Annotated in this window: 22 protein-coding genes; 10 read left to right on the forward strand and 12 right to left on the reverse strand. The window is 40.9% G+C overall.

Going from position 1 to position 21,741, the window contains the following annotated elements:
• The first annotated feature begins 6 nt into the window (after positions 1-6).
• Positions 7-420 carry a DUF2141 domain-containing protein gene (locus HPE56_RS14545; protein WP_188244482.1) on the forward strand — a complete coding sequence of 138 codons (414 nt, stop codon included), beginning with the start codon at positions 7-9 and terminating at the stop codon, positions 418-420.
• An 83-nt stretch (positions 421-503) separates the two neighbouring features.
• Here HPE56_RS14545 and HPE56_RS14550 read toward each other — a convergent pair whose 3' ends face one another.
• Complete coding sequence (locus tag HPE56_RS14550) at positions 504-908, reverse strand: hypothetical protein (protein ID WP_188244483.1); 405 nt, start codon at positions 906-908, stop codon at positions 504-506.
• 7 nt (positions 909-915) lie between these two features.
• A complete protein-coding gene (locus tag HPE56_RS14555) occupies positions 916-1,497 on the reverse strand; it encodes an RNA polymerase sigma factor (protein WP_188244484.1) in 582 nt (193 codons plus the stop codon).
• A 159-nt stretch (positions 1,498-1,656) separates the two neighbouring features.
• Between HPE56_RS14555 and HPE56_RS14560 the strand changes: the two genes are divergently transcribed.
• From HPE56_RS14560 to HPE56_RS14570, 3 genes are all read left to right on the forward strand, one after another.
• Positions 1,657-2,010 carry a DUF6249 domain-containing protein gene (locus HPE56_RS14560; protein ID WP_188244485.1) on the forward strand — a complete coding sequence of 118 codons (354 nt, stop codon included), beginning with the start codon at positions 1,657-1,659 and terminating at the stop codon, positions 2,008-2,010.
• Positions 2,011-2,079: 69 nt separating this feature from the next.
• Positions 2,080-2,712, forward strand: coding sequence for an MOSC domain-containing protein (locus HPE56_RS14565; RefSeq protein ID WP_188244486.1), 633 nt, complete (start codon positions 2,080-2,082; stop codon positions 2,710-2,712).
• A 25-nt stretch (positions 2,713-2,737) separates the two neighbouring features.
• Positions 2,738-3,094 (forward strand): DoxX family protein, encoded by a 357-nt coding sequence (locus HPE56_RS14570; protein ID WP_188244487.1) that lies wholly within the window; start codon positions 2,738-2,740, stop codon positions 3,092-3,094.
• A 67-nt stretch (positions 3,095-3,161) separates the two neighbouring features.
• Here HPE56_RS14570 and HPE56_RS14575 read toward each other — a convergent pair whose 3' ends face one another.
• The gene (locus tag HPE56_RS14575) at positions 3,162-3,749 is read right to left on the reverse strand and encodes a hypothetical protein (RefSeq protein WP_188244488.1); all 588 of its coding nucleotides are present in this window, start codon (positions 3,747-3,749) and stop codon (positions 3,162-3,164) included.
• Between the two features lie 514 nt (positions 3,750-4,263).
• The gene (locus HPE56_RS14580; protein ID WP_188244489.1) at positions 4,264-4,851 is read right to left on the reverse strand and encodes a hypothetical protein; all 588 of its coding nucleotides are present in this window, start codon (positions 4,849-4,851) and stop codon (positions 4,264-4,266) included.
• Positions 4,852-5,096: 245 nt separating this feature from the next.
• Here HPE56_RS14580 and HPE56_RS14585 point away from each other — a divergent pair, with 245 nt between their 5' ends.
• A complete protein-coding gene (locus tag HPE56_RS14585; protein WP_109649695.1) occupies positions 5,097-5,969 on the forward strand; it encodes an AraC family transcriptional regulator in 873 nt (290 codons plus the stop codon).
• Positions 5,969-6,559, forward strand: coding sequence for an alpha-ketoglutarate-dependent dioxygenase AlkB family protein (locus HPE56_RS14590; protein ID WP_188244490.1), 591 nt, complete (start codon positions 5,969-5,971; stop codon positions 6,557-6,559). The genes HPE56_RS14585 and HPE56_RS14590 overlap by 1 nt, the downstream gene beginning before the upstream one ends.
• Before the next feature lie 220 nt (positions 6,560-6,779).
• Here the strand turns inward: HPE56_RS14590 and HPE56_RS14595 are convergent, their stop codons facing one another.
• Complete coding sequence (locus tag HPE56_RS14595) at positions 6,780-7,553, reverse strand: S1/P1 nuclease (RefSeq protein ID WP_188244491.1); 774 nt, start codon at positions 7,551-7,553, stop codon at positions 6,780-6,782.
• 104 nt (positions 7,554-7,657) lie between these two features.
• Between HPE56_RS14595 and HPE56_RS14600 the strand changes: the two genes are divergently transcribed.
• The 4 genes from HPE56_RS14600 to HPE56_RS14615 all read left to right on the forward strand — a co-directional run bounded on the left by HPE56_RS14600 (position 7,658) and on the right by HPE56_RS14615 (position 13,145).
• The gene (locus HPE56_RS14600; protein ID WP_188244492.1) at positions 7,658-9,916 is read left to right on the forward strand and encodes a transglycosylase domain-containing protein; all 2,259 of its coding nucleotides are present in this window, start codon (positions 7,658-7,660) and stop codon (positions 9,914-9,916) included.
• Between the two features lie 269 nt (positions 9,917-10,185).
• Positions 10,186-10,989: an HAD family hydrolase gene (locus HPE56_RS14605; protein ID WP_188244493.1), complete on the forward strand. Its 804-nt coding sequence runs from the start codon at positions 10,186-10,188 to the stop codon at positions 10,987-10,989.
• 34 nt (positions 10,990-11,023) lie between these two features.
• Positions 11,024-12,286 carry a DUF819 family protein gene (locus HPE56_RS14610; protein WP_188244494.1) on the forward strand — a complete coding sequence of 421 codons (1,263 nt, stop codon included), beginning with the start codon at positions 11,024-11,026 and terminating at the stop codon, positions 12,284-12,286.
• A gap of 151 nt (positions 12,287-12,437) precedes the next feature.
• The gene (locus HPE56_RS14615; protein ID WP_188244495.1) at positions 12,438-13,145 is read left to right on the forward strand and encodes a DUF4369 domain-containing protein; all 708 of its coding nucleotides are present in this window, start codon (positions 12,438-12,440) and stop codon (positions 13,143-13,145) included.
• A gap of 53 nt (positions 13,146-13,198) precedes the next feature.
• Here the strand turns inward: HPE56_RS14615 and HPE56_RS14620 are convergent, their stop codons facing one another.
• From HPE56_RS14620 to HPE56_RS14650, 7 genes are all read right to left on the reverse strand, one after another.
• A complete protein-coding gene (locus tag HPE56_RS14620) occupies positions 13,199-13,468 on the reverse strand; it encodes a hypothetical protein (RefSeq protein ID WP_188244496.1) in 270 nt (89 codons plus the stop codon).
• 70 nt (positions 13,469-13,538) lie between these two features.
• A complete protein-coding gene (locus HPE56_RS14625; protein ID WP_188244497.1) occupies positions 13,539-14,507 on the reverse strand; it encodes a type I phosphomannose isomerase catalytic subunit in 969 nt (322 codons plus the stop codon).
• Positions 14,508-14,544: 37 nt separating this feature from the next.
• Positions 14,545-14,955: a 6-pyruvoyl trahydropterin synthase family protein gene (locus HPE56_RS14630; protein WP_188244498.1), complete on the reverse strand. Its 411-nt coding sequence runs from the start codon at positions 14,953-14,955 to the stop codon at positions 14,545-14,547.
• Complete coding sequence (gene idi, locus HPE56_RS14635) at positions 14,945-15,481, reverse strand: isopentenyl-diphosphate Delta-isomerase (protein WP_188244499.1); 537 nt, start codon at positions 15,479-15,481, stop codon at positions 14,945-14,947. Before idi ends, HPE56_RS14630 begins: the two co-directional genes overlap by 11 nt.
• Positions 15,482-15,564: 83 nt before the next feature.
• The gene (locus tag HPE56_RS14640) at positions 15,565-16,518 is read right to left on the reverse strand and encodes a PorP/SprF family type IX secretion system membrane protein (RefSeq protein ID WP_188244500.1); all 954 of its coding nucleotides are present in this window, start codon (positions 16,516-16,518) and stop codon (positions 15,565-15,567) included.
• A gap of 5 nt (positions 16,519-16,523) precedes the next feature.
• On the reverse strand, positions 16,524-18,551 hold the full coding sequence (locus tag HPE56_RS14645) for a T9SS type B sorting domain-containing protein (RefSeq protein ID WP_188244501.1): 2,028 nt from the start codon (positions 18,549-18,551) through the stop codon (positions 16,524-16,526).
• Positions 18,552-18,561: 10 nt separating this feature from the next.
• Positions 18,562-21,741, reverse strand: a 3,180-nt coding sequence (locus tag HPE56_RS14650; protein WP_188244502.1) for a beta strand repeat-containing protein, incomplete at its 5' end; no start/stop codon positions are given.

The raw sequence follows: 21,741 nt of genomic DNA on the forward strand, positions 1-21,741 counted from the left end.
CGAAAGATGAAGAATTATATAATAGCAATAGCACTCCTTTTGGGGTGCTATTCATTTGGCCAAGAGGCACATCTCAATATTAAGATAGATGGCATTCAGTCCGAAAAAGGGAAAATACTTTATACCGTATTTTCCAGTAAGGCGGGTTTTCCCAGTGATGTGGACAAAGCATTCAAAAAAGGCTTAACATCTATTAAAAATGGTGAAGCCCAAATCGATTTGGATCTACCCCATGGGGAGTATGCGGTTATGGTTTTTCATGATGAGGATGATAATGATGAACTTAAGACAAATTGGTTCGGAATGCCTAAGGAAGGTGTAGGTAATTCGAACAACCACAAAGGAATACCGAATTATAAAAAATCTGTTTTTATGTTATCGGGAGATAAGACCCTAGAGATCCATTTATTCTACATGTAGTGTAGGACCAAAAGAACAAAAAGCGCCTTGACCACCATTGTCAGGGCGCTTTTGTTATGCTACCAATAGTCAAAATTACTGTCTTATAAATAATGCTTGGCAAAGTGTGCTTTTAAGACAACAATCTGTAAGCATACAAAAAAAGCCAAACCAACAAAGGCATAGACATAAATATCGGAAACTGGGAACTCGGGGATACTATTACTTAGATCCACTTTCGACCATTGTTCCAGTATCTTTTCTGGCCACCAGTTGGATTTCACCACATTGCCCCCATAAAAAACCACCCCTATTCCTCCTATCAGGATTGCGCCCATTGCATACCAAACCCCACTTTTTATCAAAGGCGTATAAACCAAAATTTGTTTTGCCTTTTTTTCTTCCTCAATTTTGGAACGTATGGCGTTGGTAAAATTCAAGGATGGCTGTTCCAAACCATCTTCCTTTATGTTCTTCCGAACAAACCCATCAAACTTTATTTTGTCCATGCTTTTTTTACTTTGCATAATCCTGTAATGTTTCTGGTTCCAATTTCGCAATCAGGAGTTGCATTAGGCGTTTTCTTGCCCGGTGCAACTTTACTTTGACGTTATCCCCACTAATGTCCATTACCCCAGAAATTTCCCGTAAGGTAAGTTCTTCGTAATAATACAATGTAATCAAGACACCATCATCCCCTGGCAACAATCGTATCGCATCCTTTATAGCTTCCTTTTTTTCAATCTGTTCCAAATGGTCGACCACATTGCTTTCATCGGCTAATTTTGTACCGAAAATAGTATCAATATGTACAGTTTCAATGCTTCTCCCGGACTTTTTAATATAGTCCAAGCTTCGATAATACGCTATTTTATACAACCATGTTGAAAATTTGGAGCCACCTTTAAACCCTTTTAATCCATTATACGCTTTCAAGAAGGTATCCTGGGCAATTTCCTCTGCCTCTTCCCTATTTTTAACCATCCGCATGGCCAAGGTAAAAACCATAGCTTTGTAACGATCCACCAAAATCGTGAAAGCCTCCATATCTCCCTTTCGGGTCCTATTTATTAAAGGTTGGTCTAGTTCAAGGTTCATCTACCGCATATGACGCTCATCTTCCTGTATTGGTTACATAAAGTATAAAAAAAACACCAATTCGTGTAACCGCTATCAAAAATACCACGTCTTACACCATGAACGAGTTTATTAATCAATCCATACTGAAGCGGTTTCAGTATAAAAAACAATCAAATCATGGTAGGACCCGTATTTATTTTCATCAGTTTATTCATTGTCATTTTCGGTATTGCTTATCTTTATTTTTCCACACGGAACAAAGAACGATTGGCCCTTATAGAGAAAGGGGCCGAGGCAAGTATTTTTGTAAAGGGACAAAAAGAAAAGGCCGCTCCTGTATGGAAAATCCTAATCTTGAATCTGGCCCTTTTATTAATGGGCATCGGCGGGGGTATCGTACTTGGCGGTATTTTACAGAACAATCTTGCTGGAAATTCAAATTATGCCATGCCCGGAACCATTTTTCTTTTAGCAGGCACCGGACTCTTGATCGGATTCTTTATCACCAAAAGATTGGATCAAGAAGATTGATAGATCATCAACCGAAAATATCTTATATAAACCACGGCCCAACCATCGTGGTTTTTTTATATTTATACAATGAAGGTAATCGCCACCAATATTGGAAAACCCACGACCATTTTGTGGAATGGAAAAGAAGAGCTGACCGGAATTTACAAATATCCGACGGAAGAAGCCATAGTATTGGGCGGGACAGATGTTGAAAACGATACGGTAATTGACCGAAAACATCATGGAGGTTCCAACAAAGCCTGCTATCTGTTTTCGGCCGACCAATATGCGTATTGGAAAGGCAAATATCCCCAATTGGAATGGAATTGGGGTATGTTCGGTGAAAACCTAACCATTGAAGGGCTAGATGAGGCCAAAATCCGTATTGGGGATATCTATCGTATTGGTTTCGCATTGGTTCAGGTTTCGCAGCCTAGGGAACCTTGCTACAAGCTTGGGATTCGCTTTGGTACCCAAGAAATACTGAGACAGTATATTGACCACGGCCATCCTGGGACTTATGTACGGATACTTGAATCGGGAAAAGTAATTGAAAATGATACTTTAACACTAGTTGAAAAATCAGAAAACCCGCTTACCGTACAGCAGTATTATCAACTTATTTATGCAAAGCAAAAAGACCCAGATCTTGTTAGACTAGCAGTAGAAAATAATGCGCTACCCGATTATAAACGCGAACGTTTAAAAAGGTACCTTTAGTTCATGGGTCAGTAATCAAAACAATATGGAGGTTTCGTGGCATCTTTTTATCATGGCTTCAATGTATATCATTGCAGGTATCATGCATTTTATCCGTCCAAAAATCTACTTTCGTATTATGCCAAGATATCTTCCTTGGCCCAAACTATTGGTCGGACTAAGCGGTTTGGCCGAGATACTTCTTGGTTTAGGACTTTGTTTCACTTTCTCTAAAGAATATTGCCTTTACGGGATTATTACCATGTTGGTCGTTTTTCTATGGGTACATTTCTACATGCTTAGCAGTGAAAAAGCCTCGGCAGGTATACCCCAATGGATACTAATCCTAAGAATACCCCTTCAATTTGTTCTTATGTATTGGGCCTATAGTTATCTGGTCTAGTAGAAGTATATAAATGAAAAAAGAGGGCTAATGCCCTCTTCTTTCTCCTAGATAAAACTAAACTAACTTAATCAACATTAATTCCTTCGTAATATATTTCATTATTCTTTTTTACCTTGATCGTGTAATGACCTTTATAGGCTTTTTTGAAGTTGAAGGCCTTCTCAACAACGTCAGCATCCTCTGATACTTCAGTAAAGACAACCCTATCACTATCATCATAAACCTTAATCTCAACCTTGTCCCTTTTCAAGTTCAACATGTTAATATATACCATATCGTCAACTTTCTTGAAAACCGGTTTGTTCTTCACTGATTTGTTCTCGATGGATATATTGATATCCTCAATGGTAATGGTATATGCTGTTTCCTTAAGGGCATCTTCCACGGTAAGAAAATATGTGCCGGTGGATAGGCTGTTAAGATTAAACCTTTTTACATATGCTGATTTATCTTCTAAATTTTCAGTAAAAATGACATTACCTTCTCCGTCAATGAATCTTAATGATGCATCGGTGGCTAGGTTTTCATAGCGGAAAACCAAGGATTTGTCCGCATTGTCAGCGATGATTCTCAAATCCATCTCATTGGCCATACCAAAGGCTGAAATAAACAAAAAGGCCGCGCTTAGGGTAATTTTCTTAATTGCTTTCATAACATTGTAATTTTTAGGGTTAATGGTCAATTTTCTTTTTCGCTTTGTAACTAAATACAGGGCAAACTTACGACCGCTTAACACCCCCTACTACATCAAGATTTTCCAATTTATATGGTATTTTACCATCCACTAAGGTTAATAAATTGTTAAGTGGTAATTTAGCACATATTTAAGGCAATTTTACAAAGATTGATTCTTAAATCGTTGATTGCCTTGTTCTTAAAATAGTACTATGCCACCCAATCCGCTGGCCAAGTTCCATGTTGTTCCATCCAACTAAATCGACAGCGAACGGAAAATAGGATTTCAATCTAGACAAAAAATATTCAGAGGATTGACATTTCAAACCCAATGACCTGATAAAACCGGGACCTCCCTGGTCTAAGGAAAGAATCGCTATATGGAATACTACTTTTTTCTTCCATCGTAATTTACAGGTACTTATGCAACTTATAAAAATGAAAAAAGAGGGCAAATGCCCCCTTCTTTCTCCTAGATAGATAAAACTAACTTAATCAACATTAATTTCTTCGTAATAGGTTTCATCATTCTTTTTTACTTTGATGATATAGATACCTTTATATGCTTGCTTAAAATTGAAGGCCCTCTCGATGATATCATCACGGTTGATTACTTCATTGAAGACCACTCTGTCGCTCTCATCATAAACCTTGATTTCAACCTCGGCTTTTTCCAAGTTCAAATAGTTAACATATACCATATCCTCAATGGTCCTGAAAACCGGTTTGTTCTTCTCTGACTTGTTCTCAATGGAAATATTGGCATCCTCAATGGCAATGGTATACTCTGTCTCCTTTATGGCATCTTCCACGGTAAGGAAATATGTACCTGTGGATAGGCTGTTAAGGTTAAACCTTTTCAAGTATGCCGATTTATCTTTTAAATTTTCGGAAAAAATAACATTTCCTTGTCCGTCAATAAATCGTAATGATGCATCAGTGGTTAGGTTTTCATAGCGGAAAACCAAGGATTTGTCCTCATTATTAGAGATGATTCTCAAATCCATCTCGTTCGCCATGCCAAAGGCTGTAATCAATAAAAAGGCCGCGCTTAGGGTAATTTTCTTAATAGCTTTCATAACATTTCAATTTTTAGGGTTAATGGTCAATCTTCTTTTTCTTTTTCGCTTAGTAACTAATTACAAGGCAAACTTACGACCGCTTTACCCCACCCACTACATCAAGATTTTCCAATTTATATGTTATTTTAACACATAGCTAGGTTAATTAATTGTTAAGTGGTAATTTTGCACAGAATTGAGGCAATTTTACAAAGTTCGGTCATTTAAAGCCTTAGTAACTTTGCACGAGGAAATAAATAGATATGCTAAATCAGAAACCTACTTTTGAAGTCATTGAACCCAATTTTGGACATTCTTTTATGTACCAGAAATTCGATGCCGAAACCAACAATAAAAACAATAAGTGGCACTACCACCCCGAAATAGAATTGGTATACGTGAATGGAGGGGCAGGTAAAAGACAGATTGGTAGCAACCTTTCGTATTATACCAACGGTACACTTTTAATGGTACCTAGTAATTTACCTCATTGTGGGTTTACCGATAAGTTAACCGGGAACAGAAGGGAAACCGTAATTCAGATGAAGGAGGATTTTCTAGGGGAGGATTTTTTTAAGATCCCCGAAATGAAGAAAGTCCAAAACCTTTTTGAAATCGCGAGAGGTGGCGTTGTTTTCTTTGGGGAGACAAAACAATATTTGGGCAAAAAAATGGAAGCCCTGGAATACAAATCCAATTTTGAACGATTGATTTCAATTCTGGATATTCTTCATGGACTCGGCAGCACCGAGGAATTCAGGATATTGAATGCACACGGTTTTTCACTTGAAGCCGATATCAAGGACAATGACCGTATCAATATTGTATTCAATTATGTCAAGAATAATTTCAAGGAAGAAATTACCCTTAAGGAAATATCGGATATGGTCAACATGACCATACCTTCTTTCTGTAGGTACTTTAAAAAGATAACCAATAAGACCTTTGTTCAATTTGTCAATGAATATCGTCTGGTACATGCCTCCAAACTCTTGGCGGAACAACCAATGAGTATCACCGAGGTATGCTTCGAATGTGGATTCAACAATTTTTCACATTTCAACAAATCATTCAAGACATTCACAGGACAAAACCCTTCTGCCTATCGCAACCAATTAAAGGCGGTCTTTCAATAATGTCGGCAGGGCCCCTACTTTTGAACCTGATCGATGCGGATATCACTTATTATCCCGGATTTATCGATTCACAAAAAGCAGCGGTCCTTTTTGATTATCTTAAAGATACCACCCCATGGCAACAGGACGACATTAAGGTTTATGGGAAAGTATACCCCCAACCAAGATTGACGGCATTATATGGTAGTGGGGATAAGAAATACTCCTATTCGAACATTGTAATGCGGCCTAAACCATTTACGGAAAATTTAGGGGAAATCAACAGTTTATTGGAAGATCTTACCCGCACTAGGTTCAATACCTGTCTATTGAACTTTTATAGAAATGGGCGCGATAGCAATGGTTGGCATTCCGATGATGAAAAGGAACTCGGACAAAACCCGGTTATCGCCTCAATAAGTTTAGGACAGGAACGTATTTTTCATTTACGGCACAAAAAAGACAAATCCTTAAAACATACATTACTATTGGAACATGGGAGTTTATTATTGATGAAAGGAAAGACACAGCACTATTGGCAACATCAAGTGCCGAAGACCACTAAACCCATTGACGAACGGATCAACCTGACTTTTAGGGTATTGAAATAAAAAAAACCGGTTAAATACCGGTTTTTTTTATACCCTTCTTCGAAGTCAAGCACTGCCTTTAGCATTCGGGTAACTGTACTAATCTCCTCATGCGCAACTACATAAAGATAACTTCAAACCCTATGCCAAAGTATTATTTTTCGACTAACTGCCTGTTTTATAAGCTAATAAGAAAACATAACTCTTAAATCCGTATAAAAGAATACATCAAACACCCTTTCTACTTAAAAATATCGTTCAATACTTTTGCTAATCGCAAGCCTCCCTTATGGAGTTGGGACTCTACAGTACCCCACCAATCATAGCTATAACGATAAGAAAGTTTCTCGCCAATTTCAACAGAATCATATAACTTATCAGCAATTTCCTGTGATTCCTTTACCCAATCAAGTACTTCCCCCGCTTGGATCTTCCTTCTAGCTTTCTTGTCGAGACTAGGAAGCGTATTGGCCAATTCAGTAAAACTTAATCCATAGTCATCGATCATATTCGAATCCCATACCCTATGTAAATTACTGCCCCTGCCAAACCATTGCACCTGTATATCATTGCCTCCCTTATCCTCTAGACGACCTACATGCATAGGTTGATGAAGGTCCCCTACCAGATGCACCAACATCTTTAAATAAAAGACACGATCTTCCTTGGGGTTTTTCTTGTTTCCGACAACCTCAACACACTTGCGAATACCCGTTACCAGATCACCATATGTATTGGGTTCGATATCTTTATAATCCTTACCTGGGGGAACATTCACATAATGCCAGGCACTGAATTCCCGATAACGGCTATCGGCTTTTATTTCATCGGCAAAATTTGAGATAGCGGACAGGCTTTTCCCATCCAATAGTTTATGGATAGCGCGTTTTGCCTTTCCCGATAACTCCTCTTGGGCGACTTCCCCAATGACCCTGTGACCGGTTTTGGACCAATAGGGTGCATTCCCGAAGGACATCTGACTTACCAAAAGTATCAGTAGAACTATTTTTTTCATGAGGTTTATTTATTCCAAAATTAGAAAAAGCTTTTTAATCTATTGTTAACTCTTAGTCCGTTTTCATTTTTTAGTTTGATATTGCATCCTTAAAATTCACGGATTTGGTTAAAAGGAAAAGAAAAAAAAGAAAAAAAGGTTTTGCCCGGTTTGCCTTAAAAGTGCTTCTGGGAATTAGCTTACTATTGTTTGTTTTTATTTTGAGTGTCCGCATTGGACTCTGGGGTAAGATACCGAGTAAAAACGAGCTTTCCACTTTTCATTACAATAGGGCTTCAGAGGTCTATACCGCCGATAGCGTGCTGATCGGCAAATATTATTTGAACGACCAGCAGCCCATTCCATTTAAAAATATCCCCGAGCATGTACGCAATGCCCTGACCGCTATAGAAGATGAACGATTTTACGAACATTCCGGTATTGACTACCAAAGTCTGCTGCGCGTGGCCATTAAGACGATTCTGATGCAAGACCGATCCTCAGGAGGGGGGAGCACCCTAACACAACAATTGGCCAAGAACCTATATCCCCGTAAAGACCGTAACCAAACGCACCTTGTGGTAGATAAGGTAAAAGAAATGATTATTGCCCAACGTTTGGAAAGTCTCTTTACCAAGGACGAAATACTGACACACTATTTAAACACCGTGTCTTTTGGTGGCAATACCTTTGGTATTGAAAGTGCGGCACTCAAGTTTTTCAACACAACTACCAGCGAACTGACCATAGAGGAAGGGGCAACCTTGATCGGTACGCTGAAAGCCACCCATAGCTATAATCCAAGATTATTCCCCCAAAAAAGTATGGAAAGGAGAAATCTCGTATTGCAATCTATGGTGAACAACGGTTTTCTCGATGCCAAAGAAAAGGATAGTCTTTCCGCCATTCCCCTAAAACTGAATTATCGCGAATTTGAACACGATGAAGGCTTAGCCCCTTATTTTAGGGAAGAGGTGCGAAAAAAACTTCGTGAATGGTGCACTATACAAAACAAAAATGGCAAGAACTACAATCTATATACCTCGGGGTTAAAGGTGTATACGACGTTAGACTCCAAAATGCAACAACTGGCAGAAGAAACAATGGCCCACCATATGACTTCTCTTCAAGAAAAGTTCGAAAAGAGCTATGGAAAAAATGCCCCTTGGTTAAGGAATAAAGGACTGATAAGCAAATTGGTAAAGCGAACAGAACCCTACCAAAAATTAAAGAAACTCGGATGGGATGACACAAGAATCATGGATTCCCTTCGCAAGAAGCGAACAATGACATTAGGCGACTGGTCTGGCGAAAAAACAGTAAAAGCCAGTACCATGGATAGCGTACAACACTATATGAAATTCCTTAATACCGGTTCCCTATCCATGGATCCGAGAACAGGGGCCGTAAAAACATGGATTGGGGGTATCAATTACAAACATTTTAAATATGACCATATAGCACAAAGCAAAAGACAGGTAGGGTCTACTTTTAAACCTATTGTTTATACGACCGCACTTGAATCGGGTATACCTCCATGCACTTATTTTCCGGCCCAAGAGGTGGCGTATGAGAATTTAAAAGGGTGGTCTCCCAGCAACTCCAATAATAAAGATGAGGCCTACCTCAACTATTCGATGGAAATGGCCTTGAGCCATTCCGTGAACACGGTAGCCGTAAAGGTTTTAGAAAAAACCGGTATCGATAAAGTCATAGAACAGGCCCAAAAAATGGGCGTATACTCGGAACTTCCCAAACAACCCTCGCTAGCCTTGGGTACAGGGGAACTTTATGTTAGTGAACTTGCTACGATTTACACGAGTTTTGTGAATAACGGAAAAGGGGCAGAACCATTCTACATAGAAAGCATAAGGGATCAAAACGATTCAATTTTGGTCCGTTTTACACCCAAAAAGGCGAAAACAAGTGCCTTTTCAAAAAAAACAGGTGAAATGATGCTGGAAATGATGAAATCAACCATTGATCAAGGAACAGCATCCCGCATTCGTACAACCTATAAGTTAAAAAATGATATTGCCGGCAAAACCGGTACTACCCAAAACAATAAGGATGCCTGGTTCGTGGCCATTACACCAAAATTGGTACACGTGAGTTGGGTAGGTCTGGACAATCACGAAATCGGCTTTAAGAACACGAGCCTTGGTCAAGGGGCCAACGCCGCACTCCCCTTATTCGCCTTATGGTACCAGAAATTGAATCGCGATGCTGCATTCAATGGAATCACTAAAGCCCGATTTCCGAAAACCGATCCTTCTGTTTTACGGATATTGGATTGTGAACCCATTAAGCGGGATGGTTTTTTTAAACGTCTTTTTAAGAATCCTAATAAAAAGAAAGTTAAAAAATTCCGTACCAAATCATAACCACCGTTCTTTGGTGTTCCTTCAAAATAAGTATGAAAATACAAGAATCATAGCATAAGGAAGCTGCCAATAACGAAACGGCATATGGGGCCTCTATGAGCTATAACAATGTGCAACAGGACAATTCTGGACTCAATACCAGGTTGCAATGGAGGTTTGCCCCCTATCTGATTTGGACTTGGTGTTTAATGATAACTATTTTGTCAATACTTTTGCACCAAGAATGCGATCAATAAACCAAAAGTTTTCCTACTGGCTAAATATATAAAATGAACCATAAGATTTTATGTTCCGATTTGGATGGCACCCTGCTATCCACGAAAAGTGACGTTTCCGATTTTACCATTTCAGAAATCCAACGAATAAAACCAACGACCAAAATCATCTTGGTCTCGGCCAGAATGCCCAAGTCAATGCGATACATACAAAAAGACCTAGGCATTGAACACGAGCCCATTATATGCTACAATGGTGCATTGGTACTCGATGGGCAAAAAGAAATACACTCCTCCATTATCGATATTGAACCTCTGGAATCGTTATATGAACTCTGTATCGAACATGATATAAAACTAGGACTGTATTTTAAGGATGAATGGTATGTTGAAGAAAACTCGGAACGGGTGACCAAAGAAATCAATAATACCAAGACCGTACCCGTATACCAAAAAAATTCAAAGACACTCAAGGATTGGAAAAAACGAAAAATCGGGGCACATAAAATAATGCTTATGGGTACTTTTGAAACCATTGAGCGCATAGCACCGAAACTCAAGGCAGATTATTCCCATATCATGAATATATATCGTTCCAACGATACTTTGATCGAGGTGAGTCCTAAAACCGTTTCAAAACTATCGGCCATAGCGTTATTGATCAAAAACTCCCATACACTTAAGGATATTATTGCTTTTGGGGATAATTACAATGATGCGGAAATGCTAGAGCTAGTCGATTGTGGTATAGCCATGGGCAATGCCCGTAAGGAGGTGAAAACCATTGCCGACCACACAACATTGGCAAACACCCAAAACGGGGTAGCCCATTTTTTGAAGCAAAATTTCAAGATTTAACTATATTTGAACCCAATACTATATTCAACCAACAATGCACCAACTCCCACTTTCTGAAGACACCATAATTTTTGGACTATTAAGCCTTTGCTTAGGTTTCGTTTTCTATACGTCATCCCTGAAAAAAGGATTCTGGAAAAAATTCTATACGGTCATCCCGACACTTTTGATGTGTTATATGCTGCCAGCGATACTCACCAGCACAGGTATTATCTCTGAAGAACACTCGAACCTATATTATATTGCCAGTCGCTATTTACTCCCTGCGGCACTGGTCTTAATGACGTTGAGCATTGACCTGAAGGCCATTCTGAACCTCGGTTCAAAAGCACTGATCATGTTCTTAACGGGTACAGTAGGTATTATCATAGGAGGTCCGATCGCTATTTTAATCGTATCAATTTTTTCCCCTGAAACGGTAGGCGGTGTAGGCTTTGATGCTGTTTGGCGTGGCTTGACCACCATTGCCGGTAGTTGGATCGGTGGGGGTGCCAACCAAGCCGCCATGTTGGAAGTATTTCAATTTAACCCGAAAAAATTCGGGGACATGGTTCTTATCGATATTGTTGTTGCCAATATCTGGATGGCCATTATATTATTTGGCATAGGCAGATCCGATAAGATCGATAAATGGTTGAAAGCCGATAACTCCTCAATCGAAACCTTAAAGGCAAAAGTATCGGCACATACCGAAAAGATTACCAGGGTTACGACCTTACACGATTATATAATGATGCTGTGCCTAGCCTTTTTCGCTGTCGGATTATCCCATTTTTTAGCCGAGCATTTCGCCGTGTTTTTGGAAAACACATTCGAAGTCATAAGAAACAAGGACAAGGCCCTTTCTTCCTTGGGTTCTAAATTTTTATGGATGGTAGTTTTTGCCACTGCCGCGGGTATTTTATTGTCCTTCACCAAAGCCAAGAATTACGAAGGGGCCGGAGCCAGTAAAATCGGTAGCGTATTCATTTATATCCTTGTGGCTACCATAGGTATGAAAATGGATTTGGGAAGGTTCTTGGAGAATCCAGGGCTGATTGCCGTTGGTATCATATGGATATCCATTCATGCAGGCTTACTTATTTTGGTGGCCAAGATGATCAAGGCCCCATTTTTCTTCCTCGCGGTAGGGAGTCAGGCCAATGTGGGGGGAGCTGCCTCTGCCCCTATCGTGGCTGCGGAATTTCATCCTTCTTTAACATCCGTAGGTATATTATTGGCGGTATTAGGGTATGTAGTAGGTACCGCTGGAGCCTATATTTGTGGACTTCTCATGGAAATCGCCGCCAACGTATAATCCAAAACCGGCGTTTAATGGATAAAATGTCATGCCTTTGAACAAATGTGGGTAGAAGGGAATGTACAAACTCAAAAATTTTATTGATATTTGCCCCATAATTGAAGTATCCAAATTAGGCGGAAACAATCGTCTTTGAAATTCCTTATAAATGAAACATTTATTCTTTTTGGGTTGTATGACCCTATTATTGATTTCCTGTAGTGAAGATACCTCCGACACGATGTTCGTAACCGGTAATGTGAAGGGTCTTAAGAAAGGCACATTATACTTACAGCATGTTCCTGATTCTACCTTGGTAACCATCGATTCTCTAGAAGTGGACGGGGAAGGTAGTTTTGCATTCAAAGCAAAACTTGAAAGTCCGGAGATTTTCTATCTGTACCTTAACAAAGAGGACCATAATGACATTAATGACAGAATCAGTTTTTTTGGCGAACCCGGGAATATTACCATAAATACCAAATGGGACACCTTTGATACCAATGCCAAGATCGAAGGTTCGGCAACACAAAAAAAAATGGAGGAATACCGTAAAACGATGACGAGGTTCAACAAACGAAGTCTGGAAATACTTCAAGAAACCGCAAACCGGGAAGTTGCCTTGACTCCCGAACAACTCGATTCAATAGAAAAGCTTTCGCATAAGAATATCCAAAGAGGGTATGCATTCGCTTTAAACTTCGCCTTGAACAATAAGGATTCCTATATAGCACCCTATATCGCCTTGACAGAAGTATCCGATGCCAACATTAAGTATCTGGATTCCATCAACAACTCATTGACTCCTGAAGTGGCCGCTTCAAAATATGGAAAAGCACTCCAGAATTTTTTGGAACTTAGAAAAAAGAAGAAATAAAAAAAAGCATCCCGCCAAGGCGGGATGCTTTTTTTATCCAATATTGCTATAACCTATTGTAATTTGTTCAATTGGTCAACCAAGTCAGTAGCCTTTTTCTCCAATTCTTGACGAACCGCATTTAAATGTGCTTTTCTATTGTCAACCTTCTTATTATTCACTTTAACAATCAGTTCATCAAAAGTCTCGATGGCATTGTCAATAATCTTAGCGCCTTCCTTGGAGTCTGATTTATTATTGGCAGCATCAACAATGTACACTGCTTCAATAATATCCCCCAAAACAAAATTTATATCTTTTTTTAAATCTCTAATACTTGCCATTATCTAATTATTTTTTTGCAAAAATACAGTTTTTACCCGCTACTCGTTTACCGAAACAAATTTATTTAGCTTAAACGGTAACTTCCAACAATTTAACGCTCTCTGTTTGTATTGAAATGTTCGTCGAATTTGCAGGAACCAAAACGGTTTCCCCTTTCTGGATCTTTACAGATCCTGCCTCGGTAATTACCGCTGCCGAACCTCCAACACACATCAAGATGGTAAATGAAGACCTGTTCGTAACATCAAGACTTAAATCCTTATCAAGGTTCATAAAGTTGGTTTTGAAATAAGGACAATCCACCATGGTATTAACGGCGTCCTTCTGTGTGTCATAACTGACCTTAAAATCATCCTTTTTGGCATAATCCATGGCGTCCAAGGCCAAATCGGTATGCAACTCCCTCAAATTCCCATTTTTATCCCTTCTATTAAAATCAAAAACACGATAGGTAATATCCGAAGTTTGTTGGATTTCAGCCAAAAGTACTCCCGCACCTATCGCATGTATTTTACCAGTATTAATAAAAAAGGTATCCCCCTCCTTGACCTGTTCGTAGTTCAGTAAATCCAATAGGGTATCGTTTTCCAAACTTTTTGAGTACTCCTCCTTGGTCACATCATTGTTGAAACCAACGATAAGGTTAGCTCCTGGGTCCGCATCCATAACATACCACATCTCTGTCTTACCAAAGGAATTATGTCGTTTTTTTGCCAATTCATCGTTTGGATGCAATTGTATGGAAAGATCTTGTTTGGCATCGATAAACTTAATCAATATGGGAAAATCCTTTCCAAAGCGCTCAAAAACATCCTTACCCAACAACCCTTCTGGATCTTGATCGATAATTTGCTGTAGTGACGTCCCGGCCAATGGCCCATTGCCCACTGTGGAAATATCGCCTTCCACCGCCGAAAGCTCCCAACTTTCACCTGTTATTTCACTTTCAATGGGTTTTCCCAATACTTCTTTTAACTTCGTACCACCCCAAAGACGTTCCTTTAATATGGGTTGAAACTTAAATGGATATAAATTCATAATAATTATATATATTTCAATTTGATTAGATCCTCGATCATTCCCCTGAATAGGTTACAAAATTCCTCGGTGTTTCATATAGTACAACCTCCAAGTCCTTGGAAGCATCGATATGTGGCCTTAGTTTATTCCAAATAAATACCGCAATATTCTCAGCGGTCGGATTCAAATTCTTGAATTCCGGTACTTCAACATTTAGGTTCTTATGGTCTAAGACATCCTCGATTTTATCCTTGATCAATGCCTTTAAGCGTTTCATGTCCATTACAAAACCGGTTTCCTTATCAATCTCTCCATAAACACTTACAACCAAATCATAATTATGGCCGTGATAATTGGGATTATTGCATTTCCCAAAAACCGCACTATTTTTGGCATCGTCCCAACCTGGTCGAAACAAGCGGTGCGCCGCATTGAAATGAGCTTTTCTGCTTACCTTAACTTTCATGGGTCATGTTGTGTATTAAATGATCAAAGAATTTTTCGAAAATAATCTTAAACCAAACCGTATATTGTTCTGGATTTTCAGCGATATCCTTTTGGATATCCTCTGGTTTCATCCATTTGAAATCCGCAACCTCTTCCGGATTGATTTCAGGGCTTCCATTATAGGAACCTATCATCACATGATCCAATTCGTGCTCGGTAAGGCCGTTATCAAAGGGTGCTTTATAGATAAAGGAAAAAAGTTCTTTCAAGTCGGCGGTGAATCCCATTTCTTCCTGTAACCTTCTTCGACCAGCCTCGATATTGGTTTCACCCACCCTTTGATGGCTACAACAGGTATTTGTCCAAAGCAAGGGCGAATGATATTTGTGCGCTGCCCTTTGTTGCAGCATGGTTTCCCCATAATCATTCATGATAAATACAGAAAACGCCCTATGCAATTGCGCTTTTTCATGCGCTTCCATTTTGGGCATGGTGCCAATTTGCTCGTCTTGGGTATTTACAAGAATGACTTCTTCTTCCTTCATACTGTAAAAATAAGACCTTTACCCAACTTTTAAGTTAAGCCTGATATAAAAAATAAGGATACGAAGGAATACTTGGCAAATGGTTAGAAGAACCTAGGTGATTTTACATAGCCTTTGGTCTTTATGAAGTCGTATCTTAGAATGATTTCAAAGGATCCGTCATTAAAGGCTGCATTACCTAATTCGGTTACCTCACGGTCATAGGCCATTCCTATTAGGAAAGATTCATTCAAGTAAAAACCGAACATACCACTGAAAGCGGCATCCCATCGATAAGCCCCACCAAGAATAAACTTATCATTGAGCATAAAGTTGGCCGAAAGGTCAACCTGCAAGGGTGCCCCTTGAACCATTTTTGAAAGGATGGTAGGTTTAAATTTCAAATTCGGGTTCATATCAAAGACATAACCTGTAATCAAATAAAAATTCATCTGTTCTTTGGCCGTGGATAAAGAGGATTCCTCAAAATGCGATGTCTGCAAAAATCTTGGCACCGATAAACCTGCATAGAACTTATCTGTATGATAGTATACACCAGCACCAAAATTTGGCGAAAACTTATTATCTATATCCTGTTCCAAGGTTTGATCGGGCGCAAATTGATTAAGCTCTGAAAATCGGATGTCCAACAAATGGCCACTGGCCTTTATTCCAAAACTCAACTTCCCTTCGTCCGAGGTTTTTACGGTATACGAAAAGTCCACATCCAAATAGGTTTCGGATGTTGGTCCTATTTCATCATTTACAATAGAAACCCCTAATCCTACCCCATTATAACCTATAGGGGAGTGTATATTCAAGGTTTGGGTCTTCGGTGCACCGTCGAGTCCCACCCATTGCGATCTGTGCAATGCCGCCAAACTCAAATGCCCCCTGGAACCCGCATATGCCGGATTCACACTTACTGTATTGTACATGTATTGTGTATATTGGGCATCTTGCTGCGCCTGTACCCCTGTTGACAAGAACAAAAGGACAAACCCTAGAACACCTAGAAGCCCTATCTTTTTTACAACACCTATTATGTGATTCATCATAATCATTATCTGTTAATATAAATGTACCCTGAAAGTGTAATGGTCTTGCCGGTTACATCTACATAATCAAGGATATAGAAATAGGTTCCTACTGGCAATTTGTTGTCTTTTTCAACAGTAACCCTTCCTTCGGACGTGCCGTCAAAAACATTACCATTCGTATTATAAGCCCTTGTGGTATAGACCAAAACGCCCCATCTATTGTAGATCTTAAGGGAATTATCAGGGTAATTCTGCAATCCACCTATAACCAAGACATCATGAACACCATCTCCATTTGGAGTTAGAACATTGAATACTTCCACTTCCTCTTCAGGAACATTCGGCTCAAGGTAATCTGGGATTCCATTACCATCGTTATCATCATTGGAATAATCACCATCACCATTCAAATCCTCATCGATGGTCATGAATGTATCATCGTCATCATTAGTATCCCGATAATCCGATTCATTATCGCCATCGGTATTTGGCAGATCCATGTAAGGATCATTGTATTTATCATTAACATCATAATCAATGGCAGCATCTCCCTCATAATTGTCATCCAATCCATCATTATCCTTGTCGGAACCAATCAAGACGACATCGGCAATACCATCATGGTCGTAGTCATGGCCTTCAATAGCGTCAGGAATATTATCATTATCACTATCATCATCCAAATAATCGGGTAAACTATCGCCATCGGTATCTACAGGGAACAATCCTAAACCACCTACTTCATAAGCATCGTCCAATCCGTTGGCATTGGCATCAATCAAACTTGGAGGAATATAACCCTCCGTGGTCTGTGCCTCGACATTGTCGGGAATACCATCATTATCACTATCTATATCCAAATAGTCGGGAAAGCCATCCCCATCACTATCGGTCGGATTTGTTGATGGATCCCCATCGCCGTCCAAATCCAAATCCTCAAAACTATCAACGATGCCATCATTATCCGAATCCAAATCCAATGCGTTTGAAACTACGATGGTCACCGTGGCCGTACTGCAATTTAAGGCAGCATCACATAAGGTATAGGTAAAGGTGTCGTTACCCACAAATCCGTTGTCGGGGGTGTAGGTTACACTATCATCCGATGGATTGTCGGGGGTAGCATTATTATTATGGACCACGATTCCATTAGACGGATTTGACGTGGTGAAAGCCCCTATTATTGGAATGTCATTGTCATTGGCCAGAATATAAATATCGATTGGTGTATCCTCTTCCGTAGCGACCGCATCATCAATAGCATCCACAATAGGCAAGACATCGATGGCAACTGTTGCCGTACTACAATCCCCTGAAGAATTACAAACGGTGTAATCAAAAGAATCCGGACCATTATAGTCGGGATTTGGGGTATAGGTCACACTATCATCTGACGGATTGTTTGGCGTTCCGTTATCATCAATGACCACAACCCCATTCGTAGGATTGGTCGTCGTTAATGTACCGGTAGTAGGTAAGTCGGAATCATTTGAATAGATATCCACTACTAAAGGAACATCCTCATCGGTGGTTACCATATCATCAACCAAATTTGCGGCTTGATCAAGGCATACTACGGTAAAGTTGGGAAGATCAAAGCTATTCCCCGCCTTGGTAACCGTTGCTGTATAGCGGGTAACGCTTTGTGTTGCCATGACCGTCGGATGCGTTTGATCCCCTGTCACGGAGGGACTCCATCCCAAGGTTGCTCCAGAAGATAAATCCACATTGGCAGAAATATCCAAGGTAACCTCATTATCTGGGGAACTACAATGGGTTACAATAAAATAACCGGATGCATTGGAACCACAAAGAGTACCGTCATAAGTTGCAAAATAAATACCAGGTGCCGTTACCTCATAAAAGAAATCCGTTCCCAATACAGTGGAAGTGTCAGACGCCTCGTACCATCGGTAATTATGTTCATCCGTACTATTGGGAGCCTGTAATAAAAACTGTGCATTGGACACAACGACCCCCAGTAGTGTAAAAACAATACTGAGGATTAGTTTTTTATATGTAGGTGTGAGCTTCAAACTGATAAGGGCCATTGTTTATTAATTATTTAACTACAAATACCACATTGATCAATGAATTATAATCAGCTGGAGGTGCATCCACATTATAGGTCATTACCCCTGTATCACTAATATTTACATTACTAAACACCGTTGGATCATAATACGTAACATAATAATAGAGCTCAGCCCTAGTATACGTAGGTATTGCTGCAGGTGCACTTGTACTTTTCGCAGAGGAAGGTAAGGTCATGCCGTATTGATCTAAATATTGTTGATACAAATCAATGGTTGCCCCTGAAACTACTGATGAAGCATCTACTGCAATTGATGGTGGGTAGAAAATTCTGGCCGCTTTGGAGGTAATCGGGGTAATAGCCTCGATAACATCCTGTACGGTCGAATCAACAACACCATCACCATCAACATCAATGATATCCGCCGCATCTACTGTTGAATCCCCATTTAAATCAATGGATGATGCTACATTATTAACTTCGTCGGAATTCTGGTCATCAGTTGCAAGCAGACCACTGCCACTTACACTAAGCGCATTGTTCGCTGCCGGGTCTACCACTGCCGTGAACTCGTTACTTCCATCCAGGTTCAATCCGTTGCCTGCCGTGTATTCCGTATTCGTGTCCGTGGCGTATATACCATTGGCACGTACATCCAATGCGTTATTAGCATCTGGACTGGCTACAGCCGTGAACTCGTTACTTCCATCTAGGTTCAATCCGTTGCCCGCTGTATACTGGGTGTCATTATCGGTTGCACTTGCCAGGGCCTCGATTGCCCCCTGTACATCGGTTTCGCCAAGTGATGCGGTACTATCATCGAAAGTAACCTCACCTGCATTCTGGTCATCAGTTGCAAGCAGACCACTACCACTTACACTAAGTGCATTGTTCGCGGCTGGGTCTACTACTGCCGTGAACTCGTTACTGCCATCTAGGTTCAATCCGTTGCCTGCCGTGTATTCCGTGTTCGTGTCCGTGGCGTATATACCATTGGCACGTACATCCAATGCATTGTTAGCATCTGGACTGGCTACTGCCGTGAACTCGTTACTTCCATCTAGGTTCAATCCGTTACCTGCCGTGTATTCCGTATTCGTGTCCGTGGCGTATATACCATTGGCTCGTACATCCAATGCATTGTTAGCATCTGGACTGGCTACTGCCGTGAACTCGTTACTTCCATCTAGGTTCAATCCATTTCCAGCCGTGTATTCCGTATTCGTGTCCGTGGCGTATATACCATTGGCACGTACATCCAATGCATTGTCAGCATCCGGACTAGCTACAGCCGTGAACTCGTTACTTCCATCTAGGCTCAATCCATTTCCTGCCGTATACTGGGTGTCATTATCGGTTGCACTTGCCAGTGCCTCGATTGCCCCCTGTACATCCGTTTCGCCAAGTGATGCGGTACTATCATCGAAAGCAACCTCACCTGCATTCTGGTCATCTGTATCTGTAGCGTAAAGACCACTGCCGCTTACACTAAGTGCATTGTTCGCTGCCGGGTCGACTACAGCCGTGAACTCGTTACTTCCATCTAGGCTCAATCCATTGCCTGCCGTATACTGGGTGTCATTATCGGTTGCACTTGCCAGTGCCTCGATTGCCCCCTGTACATCCGTTTCGCCAAGTGATGCGGTACTATCATCGAAAGCAACCTCACCTGCATTCTGGTCATCTGTATCTGTAGCGTAAAGACCACTGCCGCTTACACTAAGTGCATTGTTCGCTGCCGGGTCGACTACCGCTGTAAATTCATTACTTCCATCTAAATTCAATCCGTTGCCTGCCGTGTATTCCGTATTCGTGTCCGTGGCGTATATACCATTGGCTCGTACATCCAATGCATTGTTAGCATCTGGACTGGCTACTGCCGTGAACTCGTTACTTCCATCTAGGTTCAATCCATTTCCTGCCGTATACTGGGTGTCATTATCGGTTGCACTTGCCAGCGCTTCGATTGCCCCCTGTACATTGGTTTCGCCAAGTGATGCGGTACTATCATCGAAAGCAACCTCGCCTGCATTCTGGTCATCAGTTGCAAGAAGACCACTACCACTTACACTAAGCGCGTTGTTCGCTGCCGGGTCGACTACCGCCGTGAACTCGTTACTTCCATCTAGGTTCAATCCGTTGCCTGCCGTATACTGGGTATCATTATCGGTTGCACCTGCCAGTGCTTCGATTGCTCCCTGTACATCCGTTTCACCAAGTGATGCGGTACTATCATCGAAAGCAACCTCGCCTGCATTCTGGTCATCTGTATCTGTAGCGTAAAGACCACTAGCACTAACGCTAAGTGCATTGTTCGCTGCTGGGTCGACTACCGCTGTAAATTCATTACTTCCATCTAAATTCAAGCCGTTGCCTGCGGTGTATTCCGTATTCGTGTCCGTGGCGTATATACCATTGGTACGTACATCCAATGCGTTATTAGCATCTGGACTGGCTACAGCCGTGAACTCGTTACTTCCATCTAGGTTCAATCCATTGCCTGCCGTATACTGGGTATCATTATCGGTTGCACTTGCCAGTGCCTCGATTGCTCCCTGTACATCGGTTTCGCCAAGTGATGCGGTACTATCATCGAAAGCAACCTCGCCTGCATTCTGGTCATCTGTATCTGTAGCGTAAAGACCACTAGCACTAACGCTAAGTGCATTGTTCGCTGCCGGGTCTACTACTGCCGTGAACTCGTTGCTTCCATCTAGGTTCAATCCGTTGCCTGCCGTATACTGGGTGTCATTATCGGTTGCACTTGCCAGTGCCTCGATTGCCCCCTGTACATCCGTTTCGCCAAGTGATGCGGTACTATCATCGAAAGTAACCTCACCTGCATTCTGGTCATCAGTTGCAAGAAGACCACTACCACTTACACTAAGTGCATTGTTCGCTGCCGGGTCTACCACTGCCGTGAACTCGTTACTGCCATCTAGGTTCAATCCGTTGCCTGCCGTGTATTCCGTGTTCGTGTCCGTGGCGTATATACCATTGGCACGTACATCCAATGCATTGTCAGCATCCGGACTGGCTACAGCCGTGAACTCATTACTTCCATCTAGGTTCAATCCATTTCCTGCCGTATACTGGGTGTCATTATCGGTTGCACTTGCCAGGGCTTCGATTGCACCCTGTACATCGGTTTCGCCAAGTGATGCGGTACTATCATCGAAAGTAACCTCACCTGCATTCTGGTCATC

The organism is Maribacter aquimaris, from assembly GCF_014596745.1.
GTDB classification, from domain to species: Bacteria; Bacteroidota; Bacteroidia; order Flavobacteriales; family Flavobacteriaceae; genus Maribacter_A; species Maribacter_A aquimaris.